The organism is Herbiconiux solani NBRC 106740, from assembly GCF_001571005.1.
In the GTDB taxonomy this organism is placed as follows: Bacteria; Actinomycetota; Actinomycetes; order Actinomycetales; family Microbacteriaceae; genus Herbiconiux; species Herbiconiux solani.
In genome coordinates this window covers 226,277-250,007 of record NZ_BCST01000001.1, presented here as the reverse complement: position 1 = coordinate 250,007, position 23,731 = coordinate 226,277, and the positions used below count along the sequence as shown (strand labels likewise).

At 71.7% G+C, this 23,731-nt stretch carries 23 protein-coding genes; 1 reads left to right on the top strand and 22 read right to left on the bottom strand.

The features are described 5' to 3' along the window. Positions 1–3 precede the first annotated feature (3 nt). The 8 genes from HSO01S_RS01215 to rpe all read right to left on the bottom strand — a co-directional run bounded on the left by HSO01S_RS01215 (position 4) and on the right by rpe (position 5,718). Positions 4–234 (bottom strand): DUF6704 family protein, encoded by a 231-nt coding sequence (locus HSO01S_RS01215; RefSeq protein ID WP_066038753.1) that lies wholly within the window; start codon positions 232–234, stop codon positions 4–6. Between the two features lie 49 nt (positions 235–283). Further along, on the bottom strand, positions 284–1,159 hold the full coding sequence (locus HSO01S_RS01210) for a Trp biosynthesis-associated membrane protein (RefSeq protein WP_066038752.1): 876 nt from the start codon (positions 1,157–1,159) through the stop codon (positions 284–286). Continuing rightward, complete coding sequence (locus tag HSO01S_RS01205) at positions 1,159–2,709, bottom strand: anthranilate synthase component I (protein ID WP_066038751.1); 1,551 nt, start codon at positions 2,707–2,709, stop codon at positions 1,159–1,161. The genes HSO01S_RS01210 and HSO01S_RS01205 overlap by 1 nt, the downstream gene beginning before the upstream one ends. Further along, positions 2,706–3,080: a phosphoribosyl-AMP cyclohydrolase gene (gene hisI / locus HSO01S_RS01200; protein WP_066038750.1), complete on the bottom strand. Its 375-nt coding sequence runs from the start codon at positions 3,078–3,080 to the stop codon at positions 2,706–2,708. The genes HSO01S_RS01205 and hisI overlap by 4 nt, the downstream gene beginning before the upstream one ends. Further along, complete coding sequence (gene hisF, locus HSO01S_RS01195) at positions 3,077–3,847, bottom strand: imidazole glycerol phosphate synthase subunit HisF (RefSeq protein WP_066038749.1); 771 nt, start codon at positions 3,845–3,847, stop codon at positions 3,077–3,079. The genes hisI and hisF overlap by 4 nt, the downstream gene beginning before the upstream one ends. Beyond that, positions 3,847–4,686 (bottom strand): ATP phosphoribosyltransferase, encoded by an 840-nt coding sequence (hisG, locus tag HSO01S_RS01190; RefSeq protein WP_066038748.1) that lies wholly within the window; start codon positions 4,684–4,686, stop codon positions 3,847–3,849. Before hisG ends, hisF begins: the two co-directional genes overlap by 1 nt. A gap of 78 nt (positions 4,687–4,764) precedes the next feature. Further along, positions 4,765–5,028 carry a phosphoribosyl-ATP diphosphatase gene (locus tag HSO01S_RS01185; RefSeq protein ID WP_066038747.1) on the bottom strand — a complete coding sequence of 88 codons (264 nt, stop codon included), beginning with the start codon at positions 5,026–5,028 and terminating at the stop codon, positions 4,765–4,767. 18 nt (positions 5,029–5,046) lie between these two features. Beyond that, positions 5,047–5,718 (bottom strand): ribulose-phosphate 3-epimerase, encoded by a 672-nt coding sequence (rpe, locus tag HSO01S_RS01180; RefSeq protein WP_066039107.1) that lies wholly within the window; start codon positions 5,716–5,718, stop codon positions 5,047–5,049. A 148-nt stretch (positions 5,719–5,866) separates the two neighbouring features. Between rpe and HSO01S_RS01175 the strand changes: the two genes are divergently transcribed. Beyond that, positions 5,867–6,295, top strand: coding sequence for a hypothetical protein (locus tag HSO01S_RS01175; protein WP_066038746.1), 429 nt, complete (start codon positions 5,867–5,869; stop codon positions 6,293–6,295). A gap of 60 nt (positions 6,296–6,355) precedes the next feature. Here the strand turns inward: HSO01S_RS01175 and HSO01S_RS01170 are convergent, their stop codons facing one another. From HSO01S_RS01170 to pyrR, 14 genes are all read right to left on the bottom strand, one after another. Next, positions 6,356–7,933 (bottom strand): RsmB/NOP family class I SAM-dependent RNA methyltransferase, encoded by a 1,578-nt coding sequence (locus tag HSO01S_RS01170; RefSeq protein WP_084361195.1) that lies wholly within the window; start codon positions 7,931–7,933, stop codon positions 6,356–6,358. After that, positions 7,930–8,850 carry a methionyl-tRNA formyltransferase gene (gene fmt, locus HSO01S_RS01165; protein ID WP_066038745.1) on the bottom strand — a complete coding sequence of 307 codons (921 nt, stop codon included), beginning with the start codon at positions 8,848–8,850 and terminating at the stop codon, positions 7,930–7,932. Before fmt ends, HSO01S_RS01170 begins: the two co-directional genes overlap by 4 nt. After that, a complete protein-coding gene (locus HSO01S_RS19275) occupies positions 8,847–11,033 on the bottom strand; it encodes a primosomal protein N' family DNA-binding protein (RefSeq protein ID WP_066038744.1) in 2,187 nt (728 codons plus the stop codon). Before HSO01S_RS19275 ends, fmt begins: the two co-directional genes overlap by 4 nt. 131 nt (positions 11,034–11,164) lie before the next feature. Further along, positions 11,165–12,373: a methionine adenosyltransferase gene (gene metK / locus HSO01S_RS01155; protein ID WP_066038743.1), complete on the bottom strand. Its 1,209-nt coding sequence runs from the start codon at positions 12,371–12,373 to the stop codon at positions 11,165–11,167. Further along, complete coding sequence (gene coaBC, locus HSO01S_RS01150) at positions 12,370–13,614, bottom strand: bifunctional phosphopantothenoylcysteine decarboxylase/phosphopantothenate--cysteine ligase CoaBC (RefSeq protein WP_066038742.1); 1,245 nt, start codon at positions 13,612–13,614, stop codon at positions 12,370–12,372. The genes metK and coaBC overlap by 4 nt, the downstream gene beginning before the upstream one ends. A 30-nt stretch (positions 13,615–13,644) precedes the next feature. Next, positions 13,645–13,911 (bottom strand): DNA-directed RNA polymerase subunit omega, encoded by a 267-nt coding sequence (gene rpoZ / locus HSO01S_RS01145; RefSeq protein ID WP_066038741.1) that lies wholly within the window; start codon positions 13,909–13,911, stop codon positions 13,645–13,647. Between the two features lie 5 nt (positions 13,912–13,916). Continuing rightward, a complete protein-coding gene (gmk, locus tag HSO01S_RS01140) occupies positions 13,917–14,831 on the bottom strand; it encodes a guanylate kinase (RefSeq protein ID WP_066038740.1) in 915 nt (304 codons plus the stop codon). Further along, a complete protein-coding gene (gene pyrF / locus HSO01S_RS01135; protein ID WP_084361194.1) occupies positions 14,828–15,793 on the bottom strand; it encodes an orotidine-5'-phosphate decarboxylase in 966 nt (321 codons plus the stop codon). Before pyrF ends, gmk begins: the two co-directional genes overlap by 4 nt. Further along, a complete protein-coding gene (gene carB / locus HSO01S_RS01130) occupies positions 15,790–19,068 on the bottom strand; it encodes a carbamoyl-phosphate synthase large subunit (RefSeq protein ID WP_066038738.1) in 3,279 nt (1,092 codons plus the stop codon). Before carB ends, pyrF begins: the two co-directional genes overlap by 4 nt. After that, positions 19,068–20,231 (bottom strand): glutamine-hydrolyzing carbamoyl-phosphate synthase small subunit, encoded by a 1,164-nt coding sequence (gene carA, locus HSO01S_RS01125; protein WP_157078839.1) that lies wholly within the window; start codon positions 20,229–20,231, stop codon positions 19,068–19,070. Before carA ends, carB begins: the two co-directional genes overlap by 1 nt. Beyond that, positions 20,228–20,782 (bottom strand): PH-like domain-containing protein, encoded by a 555-nt coding sequence (locus HSO01S_RS01120; protein ID WP_066038737.1) that lies wholly within the window; start codon positions 20,780–20,782, stop codon positions 20,228–20,230. The genes carA and HSO01S_RS01120 overlap by 4 nt, the downstream gene beginning before the upstream one ends. Next, the gene (locus HSO01S_RS01115) at positions 20,775–22,115 is read right to left on the bottom strand and encodes a dihydroorotase (RefSeq protein WP_066038736.1); all 1,341 of its coding nucleotides are present in this window, start codon (positions 22,113–22,115) and stop codon (positions 20,775–20,777) included. The genes HSO01S_RS01120 and HSO01S_RS01115 overlap by 8 nt, the downstream gene beginning before the upstream one ends. Beyond that, positions 22,112–23,068 carry an aspartate carbamoyltransferase catalytic subunit gene (locus HSO01S_RS01110; protein WP_066038735.1) on the bottom strand — a complete coding sequence of 319 codons (957 nt, stop codon included), beginning with the start codon at positions 23,066–23,068 and terminating at the stop codon, positions 22,112–22,114. The genes HSO01S_RS01115 and HSO01S_RS01110 overlap by 4 nt, the downstream gene beginning before the upstream one ends. Next, on the bottom strand, positions 23,065–23,601 hold the full coding sequence (gene pyrR / locus HSO01S_RS01105) for a bifunctional pyr operon transcriptional regulator/uracil phosphoribosyltransferase PyrR (protein ID WP_066038734.1): 537 nt from the start codon (positions 23,599–23,601) through the stop codon (positions 23,065–23,067). The genes HSO01S_RS01110 and pyrR overlap by 4 nt, the downstream gene beginning before the upstream one ends. Positions 23,602–23,731 lie beyond the last annotated feature (130 nt).

Here is a 23,731-nt window from a genome sequence, read left to right as displayed (position 1 = left end):
GGGTCAGTGCTCCTTCTGCAGCGTACGGCCGCCGTTCACGCCGTAGCCGGCCTTCGAGAGCACGAAGCCCGCGATGAACCCGAGGAGCGTGAGGCCCGCGGCGGCCCAGACGAGCCACTGGACGTCGAAGAAGAACGCGACCGTGCCGATCGCGATGCCGACCAGGGCGACGATGACGCCGGTCCATGCTGCGAGCGAGTGGCCTTCGCCGATTTCATCCTCTTCGTGGCTCATCGATCTCTTCCTGTCTCAAAGTGGTCGTCGGTTGAAAGTCTACCGGGTGTCAGCGGGTGGGATCGGTGCCGCGGGAGAGGCTGTCCCAGTCGTCGACCGCGGCGTCGCGGGCGCGACGGAGGGGTTCGTCGGTCTCGGGCGCCTCGCCGGCAGGGGGCTTTGCGGCGGATGCGTCTCGCGTCTCGGCGTTACCCGCTGTCGCCGTCCTGGTCGCGGTGGCGTCGTAGGACCGGTCGCGCTCGTCGGCCTCGTCTCGCTCGTCGTCCGGCTCGTCGTCGAAGAAGTCGGCCGGGTCGCCGCTCTGGCGTCCGCCCGCGCCCTCGAAGGTCACGGCCTGGTATTTGCGGCTCGCGGCCGGCCAGCGGCGGACGGTGGCGACCACGGCGATCCCGGCGATCATCATCGCGATGCCGAGCACCACGGTGACGGCAGGCCAGGGGCTCGCGGGCCCGGCGGTGACGAGCTCGCGGATCGAGCCGAGTCCGGCCACGCCGGTGCTGGTGGTCACGACGGATGCTCCCGCGGCGACCGGGTCGCCGAGCGCACCGAGCGCCGACCAGAGCACGCTGGCCCCGAGAAGGACCTCGAGCGCGCCGAGCACGATCCGGATGATCGGGCCGGCGATGGCGAGGGCTCCGGCCAGCGCGATCCCCGCGAGCCCGAGGGCCGAGAGGGCGGGCGCGGCGGCCGAGCCGGGCACATCCAGAGACGCCTCGGTCGTGGTGCCCCCGGCGATCAGCAACGAGCCCCAGGACTGGGACCAGGCCAGGAAGGTCAGCCCGCTGAGCACGAGCACCGCGAGGATCGTGAAGGCCTTGATGCGGCCTCCGGTCGAGGGCTTGCGCGCGACCGAACCCGAGCCCGCGGCTGAGCCCGCGCCGGCGTCTGAGCTCGCGCCCGCGCCCGAGCCGGTGTCCGCGGTCATCAGCGCACCCGGGTCATGGCGTTGGCGACGGCCACGGCACGCAGCGGCGCGGCGGCCTTGTTCTGCGACTCCTGGAACTCGCTCACCGGGTCCGAGTCGGCGACGACTCCGCCGCCGGCCTGCACGGTGGCCACGCCCTCGCGGATCGTGGCGGTGCGGATGGCGATCGCGAGGTCGGCGTCTCCCCCGAAGGCGAAGTAGCCGACGACCCCGCCGTAGACCCCGCGCTGGGCGGGCTCCAGGGCGTCGATGATCTCGAGTGCCCGCGGCTTGGGCGCCCCGGAGAGGGTGCCCGCCGGGAAGGTGGCCCGGAAGACGTCGACCGCGTCGACGCCGTCCCGCATCCGCCCCTCGACCGAGGAGACGATGTGCATGATGTGGCTGAACCGCTCGACCCGCATGAACTCGGTCACCTCCACCGAGGAGGCCTCGCAGACCTTGAGCAGGTCGTTCCGCGCCAGGTCGACCAGCATCAGGTGCTCGGCCTTCTCCTTCTGGTCGCCCAGCAGCTCCTGCTCGAGCTCGAGGTCGAGCTGCGGGGTGGCTCCGCGGGGCTTGGAGCCGGCGATCGGGTGGGTGTGGGCGTGACCCTTGCCGATCTTGACCAGGGCCTCGGGGCTCGAGCCGACGATCTGGAAGGGGACGCCCTCCGTGTCGGCCAGGGTCAAGAGGTACATGTACGGGCTGGGGTTGAGCATCCGCAGCACCCGGTAGACGTCGAGCGGGTCGGCCGGGCAGTCGAGCTCGAACCGCTGGGCGACGACGACCTGGAAGATGTCGCCCTCGCGGATGTGCTCCTTGGCGACCTCGACCGCGGCGAGGTAGTCGTCCTGCTCCGTGCGTGCCCGGGGCGTGGCCTGGATGCCGAAGTCGGCGGTGCCGAGCCAGGCCTCGGAGGGCTCGGCGAGCCGGGTCTGCAGCTGGTCCAGGCGCTCCTGCGCGTCGGCCCAGAGCTCGGCCGAGGCGTGCGCGCGCTCGTCTGCGAGCACGTTGACGATCAGCTGCACGGTGCCGTAGGCGTGGTCGACGACGACGATCTCGTGGGCGAAGGCGAGCCCCTGGCTCGGGATGGCGTAGTCGGCCGGCGGGCGGTTCGGGAGCCGCTCCAGCTGCCGCACCGATTCCCAGCCGACGAATCCGACGAGGCCGCCGGTGAGGGGCGGATGCCCGGCCACGGCCGGGGTCTTCCACCGGTCGTAGAGCGCGCTGACCGCGTCGAGGGGCCCCTCGGGCATGCCCTCGGGGAAGGCGCGTTCGCGCGGCAGGCCGAGGTCGATCCAGGCGGCCCTGTCGCCGGACTCGGTCAGCAGGCCGAAGCTCGAGACGCCGATGAAGGAGAACCGCGACCAGATGCCGCCCTGCTCGGCGGATTCGAGCAAGAAGGTGCCCGGCTTCCCGTCGGCGAGCTTGCGGTAGATGCCGACCGGCGTCTCGCCGTCGGCGAAGAGTTCGCGCACGACCGGGATCACCCGGTGGCTTCCGACGACCGCGTCGAACTCGGCGCGGGTCGTCGACGCGGTGGAGGTAGAGGACGGGGTCGTCGCGGTCATGATCCGCTCCCGGCCCGTCCCTCGTCGAGCACCACGGGGTCGAGGGGGTCGACGTCGAAGCAGCGGCGGGCGCCCGTGTGGCAGGCCACGCCGATCTGGTCGACCTCGACCAGCAGGGTGTCCGCGTCGCAGTCGAGCGCCGCGCCCTTGACGTACTGCGCGTGCCCGGAGGTGTCGCCCTTCCGCCAGTACTCCTGGCGCGACCGGGACCAGTAGGTCACGCGGCCCTCGGTGAGCGTGCGGCGGAGCGCCTCGGCGTCCATATAGCCCAGCATGAGCACCTCTTTGGTGTCCCACTGCTGGATCACGGCGGGCAGGAGGCCCTTGTCGTCGAAACGCACCCGGTCGAGGATCCCGTCGAGATCGGTCATCGCACGACCACCCCTTCCTTCTTCAGCTCGGTCTTGACGTCGCCGACCGTCATCTCACGCAGGTGGAAGACGGAGGCGGCGAGCACGGCGTCGGCGCCGGCCTTGACGGCCTCGCCGAAGTGCCCGACCCGGCCGGCTCCCCCGGACGCGATGACGGGCACGCGGCTGAGCTCGCGCATGAGGCCGACGAGTTCGAGGTCGAAGCCGTCCTTCGTGCCGTCGGCGTCGATGGAGTTGACCAGCAGCTCGCCGGTGCCGCGGTCGATCGCCTCGCGCGCCCAGTCCAGCGCATCCAACTCGGTCTCGCGGCGGCCGCCGTGAGTGGTGACGACGAAGCCGGAGGGCACGGTGGCGCGCGGGGCGGTGCGCTTGACGTCGAGCGAGAGCACGAGCACCTGCGCGCCGAAGCGGTCGGCGATCTCGTCGATCAGGGCGGGGCGGGCGATCGCGGCGCTGTTGACGCCCACCTTGTCGGCGCCGTGGGCGAGCAGGCGGGCCACGTCCTCCGTGGTGCGCACTCCCCCGCCGACGGTGAGCGGGATGAAGACCTGCTCGGCGGTCTGGCGCACGACGTCGTACATCGTGTCGCGCGCATCCACCGTCGCCGTCACGTCGAGGAAGGTCAACTCGTCGGCGCCCTGCTCGGAGTACAGGCGCGCGAGCTCGACCGGGTCGCCGGCGTCGCGGAGGTTCTCGAAGTTGACGCCCTTGACCACGCGGCCTGCGGCCACGTCGAGGCACGGGATCACGCGGACGGCGAGCGACATCAGATCCTCGCGGCGTGGATGGGGCTGACCAGGATGGCCCGGGCGCCGACCTCGTAGAGCGCGTCCATCACCTGGTTGGTGTCGCTCTTGGGCACCATCGAGCGCACGGCGACCCACTCGGGGTCGTGGAGCGGCGAGATCGTAGGCGACTCGATGCCCGGTGTGAGCGCGCAGGCCTCGTCGAGGTGCACGACCGGGACATCGTAGTCCATCAGCACGAACTGGCGGGCGACGAGAACGCCCTGCAGGCGGCGCAGCAGCGTCTGGGCACCGGGGTGCTCGGTGCCCGAGCTGATCAGCACCGCGGTCGACTCGAGGATGACGGGGCCGAAGATCTCCAGGCCTGCCTTCCGGAGCGTGCTGCCGGTCGAGACGACGTCGGCCACGGCGTCGGCGACGCCCAGGCGCACGGCCGACTCGACGGCGCCGTCCAGACGGATGAGCTGGGCGGTGATGCCGTACCCGGCGAGGAAGCCGCGGACCAGGCCCGGGTAGCTCGTGGCGACGCGCGCGCCCTCGAGGTCGGTGAGCTCGATCGCGGTGCCCTCGGGGCGGGCGAACCGGAAGGTCGACTCGCCGAAGTCGAGGGCGGCCGTCTCGGTGGCGGGCGACTCGGAGTCCAGCAGCAGGTCGCGACCGGTGATGCCGACGTCGAGCGCGCCGGAACCGACGTAGGTGGCGATGTCACGGGGGCGGAGGTAGAAGAACTCGACGCCGTTGCGGGGGTCGAGCACGACGAGCTCGCGGGAGTCGCGCCGGCCCTGGTAGCCCGCCTCGGCGAGCATCTGGGCGGCGGTCTCGGAGAGGGAGCCCTTGTTGGGCACCGCGATCTTCAGCATGGGTGTTCCGGCTTTCGGTGGGTGTCGGTGTCTGTCTCGGTGACGGGGTGGATGCGTGCGGCCGGGCGACCGCGTCCGTCACAGATGTCGGTACACGTCCGCCGGGGTCAGGCCCTTCGCGAGCATCATCACCTGCAGGTGGTAGAGCAGCTGCGAGATCTCCTCGGCGGTGTTCTCGTCGGTCTCGTACTCGGCCGCCATCCAGACCTCGGCGGCCTCCTCGACGATCTTCTTGCCGATCGTGTGGACGCCCGCGTCGAGCTCGCGCACGGTGCCGGAGCCCTCGGGCCGCTCGGCCGCTTTGGCGGAGAGCTCGAGGAACAGCTCATCGAAAGTCTTCACGGGTCAAGGGTACCGGTGTCAGTGGGTGTGCTCGCCCGCGAGGGTGCGGAGCTGCTCGATCCGCTCGGCGGCGCTGTCGGCACCGAAGACGGCCGAGCCCGCGACGAAGGTGTCGGCGCCGGCCTCGGCGGCGATCCCGATGGTGTCGTCGTTGATCCCGCCGTCGACCTGCAGCCACAGGTCGAGCCCGGCGTCGCGGACGGCGGCACTCAGGGTGCGGAGCTTCGGCATGGTCTCGGGCATGAACGACTGGCCGCCGAATCCGGGCTCGACCGTCATGACGAGCACCATGTCGAACTCGGGCAGCAGCTCGAGGTAGGGCTCGATCGGGGTGCCGGGCTTGATCGCGAGACCCGCCCGGGCGCCGCGTTCGCGGAGGCTGCGGGCCACCGTGACGGGATCGACGCCGGCGGAGACCGCCTCGGCGTGGAAGGTCACCGAGTAGGCGCCGGTCTCGGCGTAGGCGGGGGCCCAGCGCTCGGGGGCGTCGATCATCAGGTGCACGTCGAGCGGGATCGGCGAGACCTCCTGCAGCCGGGCCACGACCGGGAGCCCGAGGGTGAGGTTCGGCACGAAGTGGTTGTCCATCACGTCGACATGGGCCAGATCGGCGGTGCGGATGCGGTCGAGCTCGCTCTCCAGGTTCGCGAAGTCGGCCGACAGGATGCTGGGGTTGATGCGGAGTGCCACGGTTCGAGCGTACCGGGCGGGGGTGGGGAGAGCCTGGTGTTCGGGGGCGCTCTTCTTCGGCTTCTGCACAGCGGGTGATCGGCCGGCCGTTCTCCACAGATCTGGCGGCTGCCGTCCGGCGGTGCGGCCGGGCGCGGAGGATCGGGGCATGAAACTGCGAAGGAACGCCGCCACGACGGCGCAGCACCCCGTCCCCACCGACTCCGACGTCTGCGGGCTCGCCGCCGAACTCGTCGGCCAGGCCATCCGCCGGCAGCTCTGGCTGCTCTTCCTCGATCGGGAGGACAGACCGGTCCCGCTCCTGATCCCGATCGACGACGTGCCTGAGCAGCCGAGCGACGAGGGGCTCGCCGCGCTGGTCGGCCTCGCCTGCGGTGCGGCCCGGGAGGCCGAGGCGGTACAGCTGATCGTGGTGTGGGAGCGGCCGGGCGGCGTCGAGCTCTCGGCCGAGGAGCGCGAGCTCTGCGCCCGGCTGGAGTCGGCGTACCCGGTGGAGCCGGAGGAGGGGGACGACTCCCCCGCACTCCGGCTCAGGGCGCAGGTGCTGGCGTGCTCGGACGGGGTGGCGCTCGTGTGACGCGGGTCGGTCCTGCTGCTTGTGTGCTCGCTGCTGTCGCCGGCGTCGCCGGTGTCGGGATCAGGACGCGGTGGGGGCGACCTTGCGGAAGAGGGCGATGAACATGGCGTCGGTGTTGTTGCGGTGCGGCCAGAGCTGAGCGGCCGCATCCTCACCGCCGAGGGTGATCGCGTCATCCGTGATCTCGCGGAGCACCTGCTGCGTGTCGACCTGCTCGAGCACGCCGTCCCAGCGGCGGAGAGCGCCCTGCACCTGCCCGCGGGTCTCGCCGACGTGCGGCGAACAGGTCACGTAGGCCAGCAGACCGCCGGGCTTGAGGGCCCCGACCGCCGAGTCGATCAGCTGCTGCTGGAGCTGCACCAGGGCCGCCACGTCGCCCGGGGTCTTCCGCCAGCGCGCCTCCGGCCGGCGGCGGAGCGCGCCGAGGCCGGTGCAGGGCGCATCGACCAGGATGCGGTCGAAGGCCTCGGGCTGGTCCGCGCCGATGGTCGTGCCGTCGCGTTCCCAGACCACGGGCGGGTCCGGGATGGCCGCGACCGCGCGCCGGACGAGTCCCGCACGGGCGGGCACCGGCTCGTTCGCCACGACGACGGCACCCGCGGGTGCCGCCTCGGCGGCGAGCACCGCGGTCTTGCCGCCGGGGCCGGCGCAGAGATCGAGCCAGCGCTCGCCACGGACGATGGGGGTGGCTCGGGTCAGGGCGAGCGCTGCGAGCTGCGACCCCTCGTCCTGCACCCGGGCGACCCCGTCGTGCACGGCGGGGATGCCGGACGGGTCGCCGGTGGGCGCGAGCAGACCGATCGGCGACAGCGGCGAGGGCTCGGTGCCGGCGCCGACCGCGTCACGGTCGATCAGGCCCGGCAGGGCGGCGAGGCTGAGGCGGGCGGGCGTGTTGTCCGACTCCAGCAGTTCGTCGAGCTCGAACGGCACCTGGTCGGCGGGCACCCCGTCGGCGCCGAGGGCGCGACGGAAGGCGCGGATGACCCACGCCGGGTGCGAGGCGGCGACCGCGAGGCGCTCGTCGTCCCCGCCCGCGTCCGCGGCCTCGACCGCCTTCTCGAGCCACTCGGAGGCCGGGGTGCGGCCGATCGTGCGCAGCACGCCGTTGACGAAGCCGGTCGACGAGCGCGAGGCGACCTGGCGGGCGAGCTCGACGGATTCGTTCACGGCCGCGTGCTGGGCCACGCGCAGGGAGAGGATCTGGTGACAGCCGAGCTCGAGCACGTCTCGCACCCGGCCGTCGATCTCGTCGATGGGCCGTCCGGCGGCGAGCTCGATCACCCGGTCGTAGTAGCCGCGCATCCGGAGCGTGCCGTAGGTCAGCTCGGTCGCGAGACCTGCGTCGGCCGTGTCGAGGCGCGCAGCTGCGATCTTGGTCGGGAGGAGCAGGTTGGCGTAGGCGTCGTCCTCGCGCACGGCGGTGATGACCTCGAGCGCGATCCGGCGGGCCGGCTGAACCGCCGAGGGTCCGGCGGTGGGCGTGGCGGGCTTCCGCCGGTCGGGCCCGCGCCGACCGGGGTCCCGGCGGCCGTCGCCGCGGGCCGAGTTGTTGCCGTTGCTGCGGCCGGTGTCGCCCCGACCGGAGTCGCCGCGGCCTGAGTAGCGTGACGGATCGCGGGAGTCGTCGCGGGGGCTCATCGGGCCACCATCCGCTCGACGCCGGCACCGCGCCACCAGTCGGCGGCGGCCATCGGCTTCTTGCCGGCCGGCTGCACCACGAGCAGTTCGAGCGGGGCGGTGGCGGTGCCGAGCAGCACCTGGCGGCCCTGAGCCTCCACGGTCCCGGGCTCCAGCCGCGGGGTGTCCCGGGCCGGGGCGGCGTCGAGGATCTTGATCCGCACCCCGTCGAGCTCGAGGAACGCGCCGGGCTCCGGCGTGACCCCGCGGAGCCGGCGGTACAGGCTCTCCACGTCGTCCTGCACGTCGAGCCGCGCGTCGTCGATGCCGAGCTTCGGCGCGATGGTCACCTCGCCGGTCTGCGGGACCGGTCGGGCATCGCCGGCCGCGATCCGCTCGACGGTGCGGACGAGCAGGTCGGCGCCGGACAGCGAGAGGCGGGAGAGCAGGCTGCCCGCGGTCTCGTGGGCATTGATCGGGGTGGGCTCCGTCGCCCACAGGTCACCGGCATCCAGCCCCGGCACCAGCTGGAAGACGCTGGCCCCGGTCTCGACGTCACCCGAGATGATGCTCCACTGCACGGGAGCGGCGCCCCGCCAGCGCGGGAGGAGCGAGAAGTGCAGGTTGATCCAGCCCAGGCGGGGCGTGCTGAGCAGCGGCTCCTTGACCAGGCCGCCGTAGGCGACGATCACGCCGAGGTCGGCGTCGACCGCGGCGACCCGCGCGGTGACCTCGTCGTCGAGGCGATTGGCCTTGATCGTCGCGTCGGCGAGACCGAGTCCGGCGGCCGCCTCGGCCACCGGCGAGGGGGTCAGCACCTTCTTGCGGCCGAGCGGTGCGTCGACCCGGGTCACGACCCCCGCCACGTCGTGGCGTTCGGCCAGTGCCGCCAGGCTGGGCACGGCGGCTGCGGGGGTGCCCGCGAACACGAGTCTCATTCCATGATCTCCGAATCGTCGAATCGCACCCGCAAGGTGGGCGGCGGGCGGAAGCCGGGGCCGCGCCCTGCCTTGGCGCGCCGGCTCGTGGCGTTCTTGACCACCAGTGCCCTCAGGTGCCGGGCCACGGCGGCACCGACCGCGTAGTCGAACCGCACGATCGCTCGCACGTTCCCGTCGTCGGTGGGCACCGGACCCAGTGTGTCCATCTTCGCCCATTCCTCGGCGGTCATGAGCCCCTGGAGGTCGGAGAGGGCGCCGGCCACGGTGTCGGCGGCCCCGGTCAGCGTCGCGATCCGCACGGCGGGCGGGAAGCGGAGGCGGCGCCGGTCGGCGAGCTCGTCGTGGGCCACGACGGACTGCTGCCAGGTCACCAGGCTCTTCGCCAGCTCCCCGCCGACGCCGACGATCAGGCTGGTCGCCCGCGGCGCGGAGAGGGCGATCGCGTTCGACCACCAGCGCAGGCAGTCCTCGACCACGCGGAGCGACTCCCGGGCGAGCATCCGCGGACCGTCGAGGAGGAGCACCGCCCGGTAGCCGCCGGCGGCCACCGGCTCGGCGCCGCGCGTGGCGACGACGAGGGCAGGCCGGGAGTCGACGTCGAGCACGGGACGCTCGCCGTCCGAGACGATGACCCGCAGGCCGGGGAAGGCCCGGCCGAGCTCGTCCGCCGTCCGTCCCGCCCCGATCGAGGCGAAGCGGTACCGGGTGCCGTGGCAGTGGGCGCAGCTCCAGTTGACGGCGATCGCGCCGCAGAGCGTGCACGAAGGCAGTTCGCCCGCCCGGCGCACCCGGAGCGGACCGCCGCAGACCGTGCAGCCCGCCGGAGTGGAGCAGTTCTGGCAGGCGAGCACCGGCGCGTAGCCCGGCCGGGCGACCTGCACCAGAACGGGCCCGTGCTGCAGCGCCTCGCGCGCCGCCTTCCAGGCCGACGACGGGATGCGTGCGGAGTTCTGCGGCGCCCCCGCGTCCTCCTGCTCGGCGGTGGGCACGAGGCGGGGCAGGTAGCGGGGGGTGGGCAGCACCGCGTGCAGGAATCCGAGCTCGACCAGCCGCTCGACCTCGGTGCTCCGGGAGTGCGCGACGAAGGCCAATCGGCAGCCCGACTGCTCCTGCCGCACGAGGGCCGCGTCCCGCACGTGGACGTAGGGCGCGAGGGGCTCGGACTGCAGCGAGTCGGCCTCGTCCCAGATGATGATCTGGCCGAGGTGCGCGACCGGCGCGTAGATGCTCGACCGGTTGCCGACCACGATGTGGGGGTCGCCGTCGAGGGCGGTGAGGAAGTTCGCGTACCGCTCGTTCCGGGCCTGCCGCGCATCCAGCCGCACGATGGCGTCGGCGAGACCCAGGTGGGTGAGGGCGGTCTCGACCTGGTTCTGGTCGCGGTAGTCCGGCACCGCGACGATCACCGACTCGCCCCGCTCGAACACGGCCGCCGACAGCTCGGCGATCGTGAGCGCCCAGTACCCGACGGTGACCGCCGGCGCCGTGCCCACTGCGTTGGCGCCCGCTGCGTCTGGGCCCGCTGCGCTCGCGCCCGGCTCGGGTGCACCGGTCTCATCGCCGCTCGGGTCGTCGCCAACCGGCTTCGTGGCACGCGGCTCGAGTACAGCGATCGTGGCGATGGCGTCGATCGCGGCGCGCGCCCCCGGCTCGACGAGGTGGTGGGCGTCGCTCGCCGAGTACCCGGTCAGCACCCGCTCGGGAGCCTCAGGGGCGGCCTCCTCGACGGTCTCGGCCACCGACTCGACGGTCCCGTCCCCCGCACCGGCCCCGGTCAGGTCGGCAGCGGCACCCGAGTCAGCACCCGTACCCCCACCGTCGCCGGCGCTCGCCGCCGCCCGCGCCGCGATGAACGCCTTCTCCACCCGCACGAAACGCGGCGGCACCGCCAGCCGCACGATGTCGCAGGCGCTCCCCGCGGCACGGTCGGCCAGCCGCCGCGCGAGAGCCCACACCTCGGGCGTGAGCACCGGCAGCGGAGACACGATCTCGTCGAGCTCGCTCAGTGTGCCCTCGAAGGCCGCGTGCGACACCAGCTCGATCACATAGCCCCGAGCCGTCCGGCCGGCCGAGCGCAACGGGACCTTCACGCGCACGCCCGGGTGCGCATCCGGAACCATCGCCGTCGGCACCAGGTAGTCGAACAGCCTGTCCAGCTGCGGCAGCGGCGACTCCAGCATCACCCGCGCGACAACGGCGGGCCGGGCGGACTCCGCCGGCTCAGTAGCCCCAGCAGCCCCATTCGACCCAGCAGGCCGGGCCGGCCCGGGCGCCCCCGCGGGCCGCGAAGCCCCGGGCTCGCCGGCCACCGCTACAGTCCTGCGGCGGTGCGGATCTCCTCGACGCGGTCGAGGCGCTCCCAGGTGAACTCGGGCAGCTCGCGCCCGAAGTGGCCGTAGGTGGCCGTCTTGCTGTAGATCGGGCGCAGCAGATCGAGATCCTCGATGATCGACGCCGGGCGCAGGTCGAAGACCTCGCGGAGCGCCTCCGTGATCACCTCGTCCGACACCACGCCGGTGCCGAAGCTCTCGACGTAGAAGCCGACCGGTGCCGCCTTGCCGATCGCGTAGGCGATCTGCACCTCGAGGCGCTCGGCGAGCCCGGCCGCGACCGCGTTCTTCGCGACCCAGCGCATGGCGTAGGCAGCCGAGCGGTCGACCTTCGACGGGTCCTTCCCGCTGAAGGCGCCGCCGCCGTGGCGCGCGGCCCCGCCGTAGGTGTCGACGATGATCTTGCGGCCGGTGAGCCCGGCGTCGCCCTGCGGGCCGCCGATCTCGAAGCGGCCGGTGGGGTTGATCAGGATGCGCGCGCCGTCCGAGTCGAGCTCGACCCCGTCGGCGAGGGCCGCATCCAGAACCGGGCGGATGACGACCTCCTCGACCTCGCGGCGGAGGTCGTCGAGGCCGATGCTCGGCGCGTGCTGGGTCGACAGCACCACGGTGTCGACCGTGCGCGGCACGACGCCGTCGTAGCCGATCGTCACCTGCGTCTTGCCGTCGGGCCGCAGGTAGTCGAGCAGGCCCTCCTTGCGCACGTCCGCGAGGCGTGCCGACAGGCGGTGCGCGAGCCAGATCGGCAGCGGCATGAGCTGCGGCGTCTCGGTCGTGGCGTAGCCGAACATGATGCCCTGGTCGCCCGCGCCCTGACGGTCGGCCTCGTCGGTCGACGAGCCCTCCCGGGTCTCGAACGCATTGTCGACACCCTGGGCGATGTCGGGCGACTGCCCGCCGATCGAGACCGACACGCCGCACGAGCGGCCGTCGAACCAGACGTCGGACGAGGTGTAGCCGATCGAGGTGATCTTGTCGCGCACGATCGCGGGGATCTCGACGTAGCCGGCGGTCGTCACCTCACCGGCGACGTGCACGAGCCCGGTCGTGACGAGCGTCTCGACCGCGACCCGGGAGTGCTTGTCGACGGTCAGCAGCGCGTCGAGGATGCTGTCGGAGATCTGGTCGCAGATCTTGTCGGGGTGACCCTCGGTGACGGACTCGGACGTGAAAAGGCGAAGGGCGGTCATTGTGCTCCTGATAGGGCGGCGGCGAACACTCCGAGAATGTCATCAGCCACCGACGTCTTGCTTCCGGATGCCTCGAAAACTATAGCGCCGGAGGCATCGAGGACCGTGACCGTGTTGCTGTCGGCGGCGAACACCTTGCGCCAGCCGACCGAGTTGAGCACCAGGAAGTCGCAGCCCTTCCGCGCGATCTTGGCGCGGCCGAGCTCGAGCAGGGCGTCGTGGTCGTCGGCGGTCTCGGCCGCGAAGCCGACGACCAGCCGGCCGGGATGCGGCTCGTGCGCGATCGTGGCGAGGATGTCCGGGTTCTGCACGAGCTCGAGCGTGAGGTGCTCCCCCGTGTGCGCCTTCTTGATCTTGTCGTCCGAGATCGAGACCGGGCGGTAGTCGGCGACGGCGGCCGCCATCACGACCAGGTCGTGCGAGGGTGCGGATGCGGTGGTCGCCTCGAAGAGTTCTGCGGTCGTCTCGACGCGCACGACCTCGACGCCCTCGGGCAGCGGCACCTCGACATGGGCGGCGATCAGGGTGACCTCGGCGCCGCGATCGCGCGCGGCGACGGCCAGGGCGACGCCCTGCTTGCCGCTCGAGCGGTTGCCGATGAAGCGGACGGGGTCGAGCGGTTCGCGGGTTCCGCCGGCCGTGACCAGCACGCGGCGGCCTTCGAGGTCGCGATGCACGGCGGTCGAACGACCAGCGCCAGAAGCGCCGTCAGCAGAAACCTCCGCGACGGCCAGCGCCTCGCGGATGATGTCCTCGGGCTCGGCCATCCGCCCGGGCCCCGAGTCCTTGCCCGTCAGCTGACCGCTGACCGGGCCGACCAGGTGCACGCCGCGCGCGACGAGCGTCGCCACGTTGGCGGTCGTCGCCGGGTTCTGCCACATCTCGGTGTGCATCGCCGGGGCGATGACGAGGGGCGCCCTGCTGGCCAGCACGGTGTTGCCGAGCAGGTCGTCGGCGAGGCCGGCGGCGAGCTTCGCGATGGTGTTCGCGGTGGCCGGGGCGATCACGATGAGGTCGGCGGCCTGGCCGATGGCCACGTGCCGCACCTCGGCGACGCCCTCGTAGAGATCCGTCGCGACGGTGTTGCGTGACAGGGCCTCGAGCGTCGGCCGGCCCACGAAGCGGAGCGCCGCCTCGGTGGCCACGACCTGGACGTCGTGCCCCGCCAGAACGAGACCACGGATGACGTTCACAGCCTTGTAGGCCGCGATGCCACCCGTGATCCCGACGACGATGTTCAATTGGAGCCGTTCCGGTGAAGCCGGAGAGGACTACTCGGCGATCGGCGCCGCGGGGCGGATCGAGAGCTTGTCCTCGTTGATCTCGTGCATGGCGACCGAGAGGGGCTTGTCGTCGATGGTCGAGTCGACCAGCGGTCCGACGTTGTCGAAGAGGCTTCCCTCGTGCAGGTCGGCGTAGTAGTCGTTGATCTGGCGGGCCCGCTTGGACGCGAAGATGACGAGCGCGTACTTCGAGTCGACCTTCGAGAGCAGCTCGTCGATGGGCGGGTCGATGATGCCGAGTTTGTTGGTGGGCATTGTGTTCACTCCTTGCTGCGAAGGTCAGTCGCCTTCTGAATCTGCATCAATTCTACGACCTCTGCCGCCGCAGCCTCGACATCCCGGTTCACGACCCGGTGGTCGAACTCGTCCTGGGCCGCCAATTCGACCCGCGCGGTGGTCAGCCGGCGCTCCTGTTCCTCGAGCGTCTCGGTGCCGCGGCCGATCAGCCGGCGCACCAGTTCGTCCCAGGTCGGGGGCAGCAGGAAGACCAGAGTGGCCTCGGGCATGGTGCCCTTGACCTGGCGCGCACCCTGGATGTCGATCTCGAGCAGCACGCTCGTCCCGGCGGCCAGGGCCTCTTCGATCGGGCCCCGCGGCGTGCCGTAGCGCGACTTGTTGTGCACGACGGCCCACTCGAGGAACTCCCCCGCCTCGACCATCCGGTCGAACTCGGCGTCGTCGATGAAGTAGTAGCTCACGCCGTCGATCTCGCCCGGGCGCGGCGCGCGGGTCGTTGCCGACACCGAGAGCAGCACCTCGGGATAGTTCTCGCGGATGTACCCGGAGACCGTGCCCTTCCCGACCGCGGTCGGACCGGCGAGCACGACCAGCCGGCTCTGCTCGGGCCGCTCGACGACGGGGGCACGCTTGGCGAGGAACTCCCGCAGCCGCTGCTGCTGGTGCACACCGAGCCCGGAGAGCCGCTTGCTCGGCGCGATCTCGAGTCGCTCCATGATCCGGTCGACCCGCACGGGGCCGAGACCCGGGATGCTCATCAGCAGGTCGCGGACGCGGAGGGACGCCTCGATGCTCTCGCTGCTGGAGAGCGCGGTGTCGAGCACCGAGACGGCGCTCAGCCGGCGCTCGGAGACCGCGCGCTTGACGGCGGCACGGGCACGGCGCGCGGCGACGGCGGCCCGGGATGCGGCGACACGGTCGACCTCGGGCGGGTTCACGCGATCACCTCGGCCAGGCGGGCGGCCTCGGCCTCGATCGCGGCGGTGAGGCCGTCGGGGCCGGCCTGCAGGATCGATCGCGAGACGCTCACGACGAGATCCGGAGCCAGCGGCCCGAAGACGTGCGGGATGGCCGAGAACTCGGCGCCCTGGAAGCCGAACCCGGGCGCGAGCACGGGCGTGGTCGAGAGGCCGCGGAGGGCCTCGGCCGTGAAGCCGTAGTCGTCGAGGCGCTTGGTCGCGCCGAGCACGAGCCCGAAGTCGCCGAGGCGGGTGCGGTCGGTGTTGCGCGCCGCGACCTCCGCGGCGATGAGCGTCGCGACGGTGCCGCCGGCAGCGCCGGTGCCGGTGCCAGGGCCGATCCCAGTGCCAAGCGCAGCCCCACCGCCCGAGCCGGGCCGGGCCCGCTGGAGCCCGTGCGACTCCGGGTTCGACGTGGCGCTCAGCACGAACACGCCCTTGCCGTTCGCCTCCGCGACGCCGAACAGGCCGTCGAGGGCGCCGACGCCGGTGTAGGCCGTGACCGTCAGCGCATCCACTTCGAGGGGTGAGCCCGCCGTGAGCCAGGCGGCCGCGTAGCCGTCGTTGGTCGAGCCGATGTCGCCGCGCTTGGCGTCACCGATGACGAGCAGCTCCGCGTCGCGCGCGGCGGCGAGCACCTCCTCGAGGGCGCGGAAGCCGGCCGACCCGTAGGCCTCGAAGAACGCGACCTGCGGCTTCAGGATGCCCGCGCGACCCGAGGCCGCCGCGGCCTCCACGACGGCGAGCCCGAAGGATCGCGCACCGTCGGCCGAGGCCGAAAGGCCCCAGTCGGCGAGCAGATACGGATGCGGGTCGATGCCGACGCACAGGTGCCCGCGCGACGCGAACACCGCATCCAGTCGCGCGCCGAACGGAGCCGGAGACGGGGCCGGAGACGGGGCCGAGCCGGAAGCAGCGGCCGGGGACGTGCCGCCCGTCATCCGCGGGCGCTCCGGGCGAGCGCGTACTCCTGCAGCGAGGTGACCTCGAAGCCCTCGGAGAGCACGTCGAACGACGCCACGGCCGCGCTCAGCTGCGCGATCGTGGTGAACAGCGGCTTGTCGGCCGCCACCGCCGCCGCGCGGATCTCGTAGCCGTCGACCCGGGCCGAGCGGCCGCTCGGTGTGTTGATCACGATGTCCACCTTGTCGGCGTTGATCAGATCGACGATCGACTCGCCCTGGCCCTCGGAGAACTTCGCCACGATCCGGGCGTGGATGCCGTTGCGGTTCAGCACCTCGGCCGTCCCGCTCGTGGCGAGGATCTCGAAGCCCAGCTGCTGAAGGCGCAGCACCGGCAGCACGATCGCGCGCTTGTCGCGGTCCGAGACCGACACGAACACGGTGCCCGAGGTCGGCATTCCGCCGTACGCGGCCTCCTGGCTCTTGGCGAAGGCGCGGGGGAAGTCGCGGTCGATCCCCATCACCTCGCCGGTCGAGCGCATCTCCGGCCCGAGCACCGAGTCGACGATCAGGCCCTCCTTGGTGCGGAAGCGCTTGAACGGCAGCACGGCCTCCTTGACGGCGACCGGCGAGTCCAGCGGCACGATCGAGCCGTCCTGCTGGGGCAGCATCCCCTCGGTCTTGAGCTCGGCGATGGTCGTGCCGACCATCAGGCGCGAGGCGGCCTTCGCGAGCGGGATGCCGAGCGCCTTCGAGACGAAGGGCACGGTGCGCGACGCGCGGGGGTTGGCCTCGAGCACGTAGAGGATGCCGGCGCCGATCGCGAACTGCACGTTCAGCAGGCCGCGCACACCGACGCCCTGGGCGATGGCGAGGGTCGCCTCGCGCACCCGCTCGATCACCTCGCGGCCGAGCGTGACGGGAGGGAGCGTGCAGCTCGAGTCGCCCGAGTGGATGCCGGCCTCCTCGAGGTGCTCCATGATGCCGCCGATGTACAGCTCGTGGCCGTCGTAGAGCGCGTCGACGTCGATCTCGATCGCGTCGTCGAGGAAGCGGTCGACCAGCAGCGGGTTGGCCGTGCCGACCATCCCCTGGCCCGCGATCCGCTCGAAGTAGTCCGCGAGCGACGGGGTGTCGTAGACGATCTCCATGCCGCGGCCGCCGAGCACGTAGCTCGGGCGCACGAGCACCGGGAAGCCGATCTCCTCGGCGACCACGACGGCCGACTCGTAGTCGACCGCGATGCCGTTCTTCGGGGCCAGGATGCCGGCGGCATCCAGGATCTTCGAGAACAGCCCGCGCTCCTCGGCCAGGTCGATCGCCTCGGGCGTGGTGCCGAGGATCGGGATGCCGGCTTCCTTGAGGCCCTTCGCGAGCCCCAGGGCGGTCTGGCCGCCGAGCTGCACGACGACGCCGACGAGTTCGCCGGACTGCTGCTCGGCGTGGATCACCTCGAGCACGTCCTCCAGCGTCAGCGGCTCGAAGTAGAGCCGGTCGCTGGTGTCGTAGTCGGTAGAGACCGTCTCCGGGTTGCAGTTGATCATGATCGTCTCGAACCCGGCGTCGTGCAGGGCGAACGAGGCGTGCACACAGGAGTAGTCGAACTCGACGCCCTGGCCGATGCGGTTCGGGCCGGAGCCGAGGATGACGACCTTCCGGGCGTCCGAGGGCTCGACCTCGGTCTCGAGGTCGTAGCTGGAGTAGTGGTACGGCGTGAGCGCCGGGAACTCGCCCGCACAGGTGTCGACCGTCTTGTAGACCGGGCGGATACCGAGGATGTGCCGCACCTCGCGCACCTCCTTCTCGCCGAAGCCGCGGAGCGACGCGATCTGGGCATCCGAGAAGCCGTGCTCCTTGGCGAGCGTGAACATCGCGTGGTCGGCGTTCTCGGAGGAACGGATCGCCTCGGCGACCTCGTTGATCAGCACGATCTGGTCGAGGAACCAGGGGTCGATCTTGGTGGCCTCGAAGGCCTCCTCGAGGCTCGCCCCGGCCCGGAGCGCCTGCTGCACGGTGACGATCCGGCCGTCGGTGGGCACGGCGGCGATCGCGAGCAGCTCGTCCTTGTCGCCGGGCTCGCCGTCCCAGTGGAACGAGGATCCGCGCTTCTCGAGCGATCGCAGCGACTTCTGCAGCGCCTGCGAGAAGTTGCGGCCGATGGCCATCGCCTCGCCCACGGACTTCATGGTCGTGGTGAGGGTCGGGTCGGCGGCGGGGAACTTCTCGAACGCGAACCGGGGCACCTTGACCACGACGTAGTCGAGCGTCGGCTCGAAGGATGCCGGGGTCACCTTCGTGATGTCGTTCGGGATCTCGTCGAGCCGGTACCCGATGGCGAGCTTGGCCGCGATCTTGGCGATCGGGAACCCGGTCGCCTTCGAGGCGAGCGCGGACGAGCGGGAGACGCGCGGGTTCATCTCGATCACGATGATGCGGCCGTCGGCGGGGTCGACCGCGAACTGGATGTTGCAGCCGCCGGTGTCCACGCCCACGGCGCGGATGATGTCGATCCCGATGTCGCGGAGCTTCTGGTACTCGCGGTCGGTGAGGGTGAGCGCCGGGGCGACGGTGATCGAGTCACCGGTGTGCACGCCGACCGGGTCGACGTTCTCGATCGAGCAGACCACGACCGTGTTGTCGGCGGTGTCGCGCATGAGCTCGAGCTCGTACTCCTTCCAGCCGAGGATCGACTCCTCGAGGAGCACCTCGGTGGTCGGGCTCTGGTGCAGGCCGTCGCCGACGATGCGGCGGAGCTCGGTCTCGTCGTACGCGAAGCCGGAGCCGAGGCCGCCCATCGTGAACGAGGGGCGGACGACCAGCGGGTAACCGAGGTCTTCGGCGTAGCCGATCGCCTCCCCGACGGTGTGCGCGATGTGGCTGCGGGCCACGTCGGCACCGGCGTCGAGCACCAGCTGCTTGAAGATCTGGCGGTCCTCGCCCTTGTTGATGGCCTCGAAGTTCGCGCCGATCAGCTCGACGCCGTACTTCTCGAGGATGCCGTGCTCGTGCAGCTGGATGGCCGCGTTCAGCGCGGTCTGACCGCCCAGGGTCGGCAGGATCGCATCCGGCTTCTCCTTGGCGATGATGGTCTCGATGACCTGCCAGGTGATCGGCTCGACGTAGGTCGCGTCGGCGAAGTCGGGGTCGGTCATGATCGTCGCCGGGTTCGAGTTCACCAGGATGACGCGGACGCCCTCCTCGCGGAGCACGCGGCAGGCCTGCGTGCCGGAGTAGTCGAACTCGACGGCCTGCCCGATCACGATCGGGCCGGAGCCGATGACCAGGACGCTCTGGATGTCTTCTCTCTTGGGCATTACTGGTCGTCTCCTTCGGAGAGGGCGGGTGCGTTCGTCTTCGCGAGGATCATGTCGCGGAAGCGGTCGAACAGGTACATGGAGTCGTGGGGGCCGGCGGCCGCCTCGGGGTGGTACTGCACCGAGAAGGCGTCGATGTCCAGGCACCGGAGCCCTTCCACGACGTCGTCGTTGAGGCTCACGTGGCTGACCTCGACCCGGCCGAAGCCGGCGGGCGAGTCGACGATGCCCTCGCGGGGCGCCTCGACCGCGAAGCCGTGGTTCTGGCTGGTGATCTCGACCCGGCCGGTGGCGCGGTCGAGCACGGGCTGGTTGATCCCGCGGTGGCCGAAGGGCAGCTTGTAGGTGCCGAAGCCGAGCGCGCGGCCGAGCAGCTGGTTGCCGAAGCAGATGCCGAAGTACGGCGTGCCGGTGCGGAGCACGTCGCGGAGGAGCTCGACCTGCGCCTCCGAGGCCTCCGGGTCGCCGGGGCCGTTGGAGTAGAACAGGGCGTCCGGTGCGAGGGCGGTGACCTCCTCGACCGTGCTGGAGGCGGGCAGCACCTCGACGTCGAAACCGCGTTCGGCGAGGTAGGTAAGGGTCGACGTCTTGACGCCGAGGTCGAGCACCGCCACGGAGCCGATCCGCTCGCCCCTCGCGGGCACCTGGTAGCGCTCGGGCGTGGACACGACCGTGGAGAGGTTCTGGCCCGCCATCCCGGCACCCGAGCGCACGACGTTCAGCTGCTCGGTGTCGGAGAGGGCGTACTGGTCGCCCGAGAAGATGCCGGCGCGCATGGCGCCGAGGCTGCGGAGGTGCCGGGTGATGGCGCGGGTGTCGACACCCGAGATGCCGACCACGCCATCGGTCTTCAGGTCGTCGTCGAGGCTCCGCTGGGCGCGGAAGTTCGAGACCACGCGGGAGGGGTCGCGCACCACGTAGCCGGCGACCCAGATCTTCGACGACTCCTTGTCGGTGTCGTTGACGCCCGTGTTGCCGATGTGCGGCGCGGTCTGCATGACGATCTGGCCGGCGTAGCTCGGGTCGGTCAGGGTCTCCTGGTAGCCCGTCATGCCGGTGGCGAAGACGGCCTCGCCGAGCGTCCGCCCGCGGGCGCCGTAGGCGCGGCCCTCGTAGCGTCGCCCGTCTTCCAGCACGAGAACGGCGGGTTCGGTTGAGATCACGACGAGGGTCCTTCCTGTTGCGGGGTCCGGTCCGGCGGAGCCGGGGCCGGGATGATGGTCTCGACGGCGTCGATCAGCCGTCGTGCGTCGCCGAGGCCGGTGGCGCGGAGGTAGCTCTCCACGTCGACGGGCCCGGTGGCGCTGTCGTAGGTCCAGTCCAGCCGCACGAGGCCGCCGGTCTCGACGGCCCGGTCGATCGCCCAGGTGGACGTGCCGACCGAGCGGATGCGGTCGGTGGCCACGAAGGTCTCGGGCTCTCCCGGGATCACGATCGAGAAGCCGCCGTGGTACATGCCCGCGGTGGCGCGGCCGCGGAAGGCGAGCCCGGGGATGGTGAGCCGGTCGAGCGGCTCGCCGGCCCGGGTGGTGGCCACGTAGAGCACGGGGGCGTCGGCGATCAGCTCGCCCCGTGCATCCGTCGTCGGGGCCGGGGTGGGTGCGCCGAACGCGGTCTGGCGGCGCTTGCGGGCGCGCCAGCCCCAGAACATCGCGGCGAGGATCACGAGGGCGAGCAGCGTCACGAGGATCGCGGGCACGGTCTTGTCAGACACGGGACGGCACCTCCCCCGGCTCGGCCAGCACGCCGTCGCGGAGCGTCGGGAAGCCCTTGTGGAAGGTCCAGCGGACGCTGCCGGAGAGCGTGACGCCCTCGAAGGGCGTGTTGCGGCTCTTGCCGTGCAGCCGGTCGAGCGCGAAGACGCTGGAGGCGGCCGGGTCGACGAGCGTGAGGTTCGCCGGGCTGCCGTCCTCGAAGGAGTGGCTGTGGTCGTGCAGGCGGCCGATCGCGGCGGGCGTGTTCGAGAGCACGCGGGCCACGTCGGCCCAGTCGAGCAGCCCGGTGTCGACGAGCGCGGTCTGCACGACCGGGAGGGCCGACTCGAGGCCGACCATGCCGAATGCCGCGGCATCCCACTCGCACTCCTTGCTCTCGCGCGGGTGCGGGGCGTGGTCGGTCGCGATGATGTCGATCGTGCCGTCGGCGACGCCCTCGCGGAGGGCCTGCACGTCCTCGTCGCGGCGGAGCGGCGGGTTGACCTTGTACCGGGCGTCGTAGCTGCGGATCAGCTCTTCGGTCAGGAGCAGGTGGTGCGGGGTGGCCTCGGCGGTGACCTGGATGCCGCGGGCCTTGGCCCAGCGCACCACGTCGACCGAGCCGGCGGTGGAGAGGTGGCAGATGTGCAGTCGCGCTCCGACGTGCTCGGCGAGCAGCACGTCCCGGGCGATGATCGACTCCTCGGCGACGGCGGGCCAGCCCTTGAGGCCCAGCTCGGAACTCAAGGCGCCCTCGTTCATCTGCGCGTTCTCGGTCAGCCGCGGATCCTGGGCGTGCTGGGCGATCACCCCGTCGAAGGTCTTCACATACTCGAGCGCGCGGCGCATGAGCAGGGAGTCGTGCACGCACTTGCCGTCGTCCGAGAAGACGCGCACGCCGGCCAGCGACTGGGCCATCGCGCCGATCTCGCTGAGCCGCTCCCCCTGGAGCCCGACCGTCACGGCGCCGATCGGGCGCACGGTGGCGTAGCCGGCGGCGCGGCCGAGGGCCTGCACCTGCTCGACGACGCCCGCGGTGTCGGAGACCGGGAGGGTGTTGGCCATGGCGAACACGGCCGTGAAGCCGCCGGCCGCGGCCGCGCGGGTGCCGGTGAGCACCGTCTCGCTCTGCTCGAAGCCGGGCTCGCGGAGGTGGGTGTGCAGGTCGACGAGGCCGGGGAGGGCCACGAGGCCGTCGGCGTCGATGACGGTGGTGCCGGTGCCGGCTTTCGCGCTCGCGCTCGCGCCCGTCGTGGTCGTCGCGGTCGAGAGGATGCGGTCGCCCTCGATCAGGATGTCGGCGGGCCGGCCGTCCGGCAGCGTCGCGCCCTTCAGCAGGTAGCGGTCGCTCATGCGTGGGCCTCTCTCTCGCCGGACAGCAGCAGGTAGAGCACTGCCATCCGGATGGACACCCCGTTCGCGACCTGCTCGAGCACGGTCGACTGCGCGGAGTCGGCTGCGCCGGCCGAGATCTCCAGGCCGCGATTCATCGGCCCGGGGTGCATCACAATGCTATCCGGGCCGAGGAGGGCCAGGCGCTCGTCGTCCAGCCCCCACTGGCGGGAGTACTCGCGGGCGTTGGGGAAGTAGGCCGCGTTCATCCGCTCGCTCTGGATGCGCAGCATCATCAGCACGTCAGGACGAACGGCGGCGAGCGTCGCGTCGAGGTCGAAGCTCACCGTGGCGGGCCAGGTGTCGGCGCCGACCGGCACGAGGGTGGCCGGGGCGACGAAGGTCACCTCGGCGCCGAGCGTGCGGAGGAGCCAGAGGTTGGAGCGCGCGACCCGCGAGTGCAGGATGTCGCCGACGATCACGACGCTCACCCCGTCGAGCGCCTTGCCCCGGCTGGCGGTGCCGTGGATGCGGCGGCGCATCGTGAAGGCGTCCAGGAGCGCCTGGGTCGGGTGCTCGTGGGTGCCGTCGCCGGCGTTGACCACGCCCGCGTCGATCCAGTCGCTCTGGGCAAGCACCTGGGGCGCGCCCGAGGCCGGGTGGCGGATGACGACGCCGTCGGCGCCCATGGCGGCGAGGGTCTGCGCGGTGTCCTTGAGGCTCTCGCCCTTCGAGACGCTCGAGCCCTTGGCCGAGAAGTTGATCACGTCGGCCGAGAGGCGTTTCGCGGCGGCCTCGAACGAGATGCGGGTGCGGGTGGAGTCCTCGAAGAAGAGGTTCACGACGGTCTTGCCGCGGAGGGCCGGGAGCTTCTTCACCTCGCGGGTGGAGACCTCGGACATGTCCTCGGCGATGTCGAGGATGCGGATGGCGTCGTCGCGAGCGAGGTCGCGGGTCGAGAGCAGGTGCTTCATCCTTCGATCGTCACCTCGTCCACACCGTCGATGTCGGCGAGGCGCACGTGGATGCGCTCCTCGCGGGAGGTGGGGAGGTTCTTGCCCACGAAGTCGGCGCGGATCGGCAGCTCGCGGTGTCCGCGGTCGACCAGGGCGGCGAGCCGGACCGCGCGGGGGCGGCCGAGGTCGCCCAGGGCGTCGAGGGCGGCGCGGATGGTGCGGCCCGAGTAGAGCACGTCGTCGACCAGCACGACCGTCTTGCCGTCGATGCCGTTCCGGGGCACCCGCGTCGGCGACGGGGCGCGGGTCGGGTTCTTGGAGAGGTCGTCGCGGTACATCGTGATGTCGAGCGACCCGATCATCGAGGCAGGATCGGCGCCGGGCTCGATACCGGCGATCAGCTGACCGATCCGTTCGGCGAGGATGACGCCACGGGTCGGGATCCCGAGGATCACCAGGTCGCCTGCTCCCCGGTTGGACTCGAGGATCTCGTGAGAGATCCGAGTCAACGCCCGGGCTATGTCAGTCTGCTGCAGCACGGTACGCGCCATGCAACCGACCTCCTTCCCCGCCTCTCGGACGGCTTTAAAGGATGCCAACGTCTTGCGCCTCTACCCTACCAGCGGCCCGCCCACCCCCGCCCCGACACCCGTAGCCCGAGACGAGAAGCACGCGGCCCGG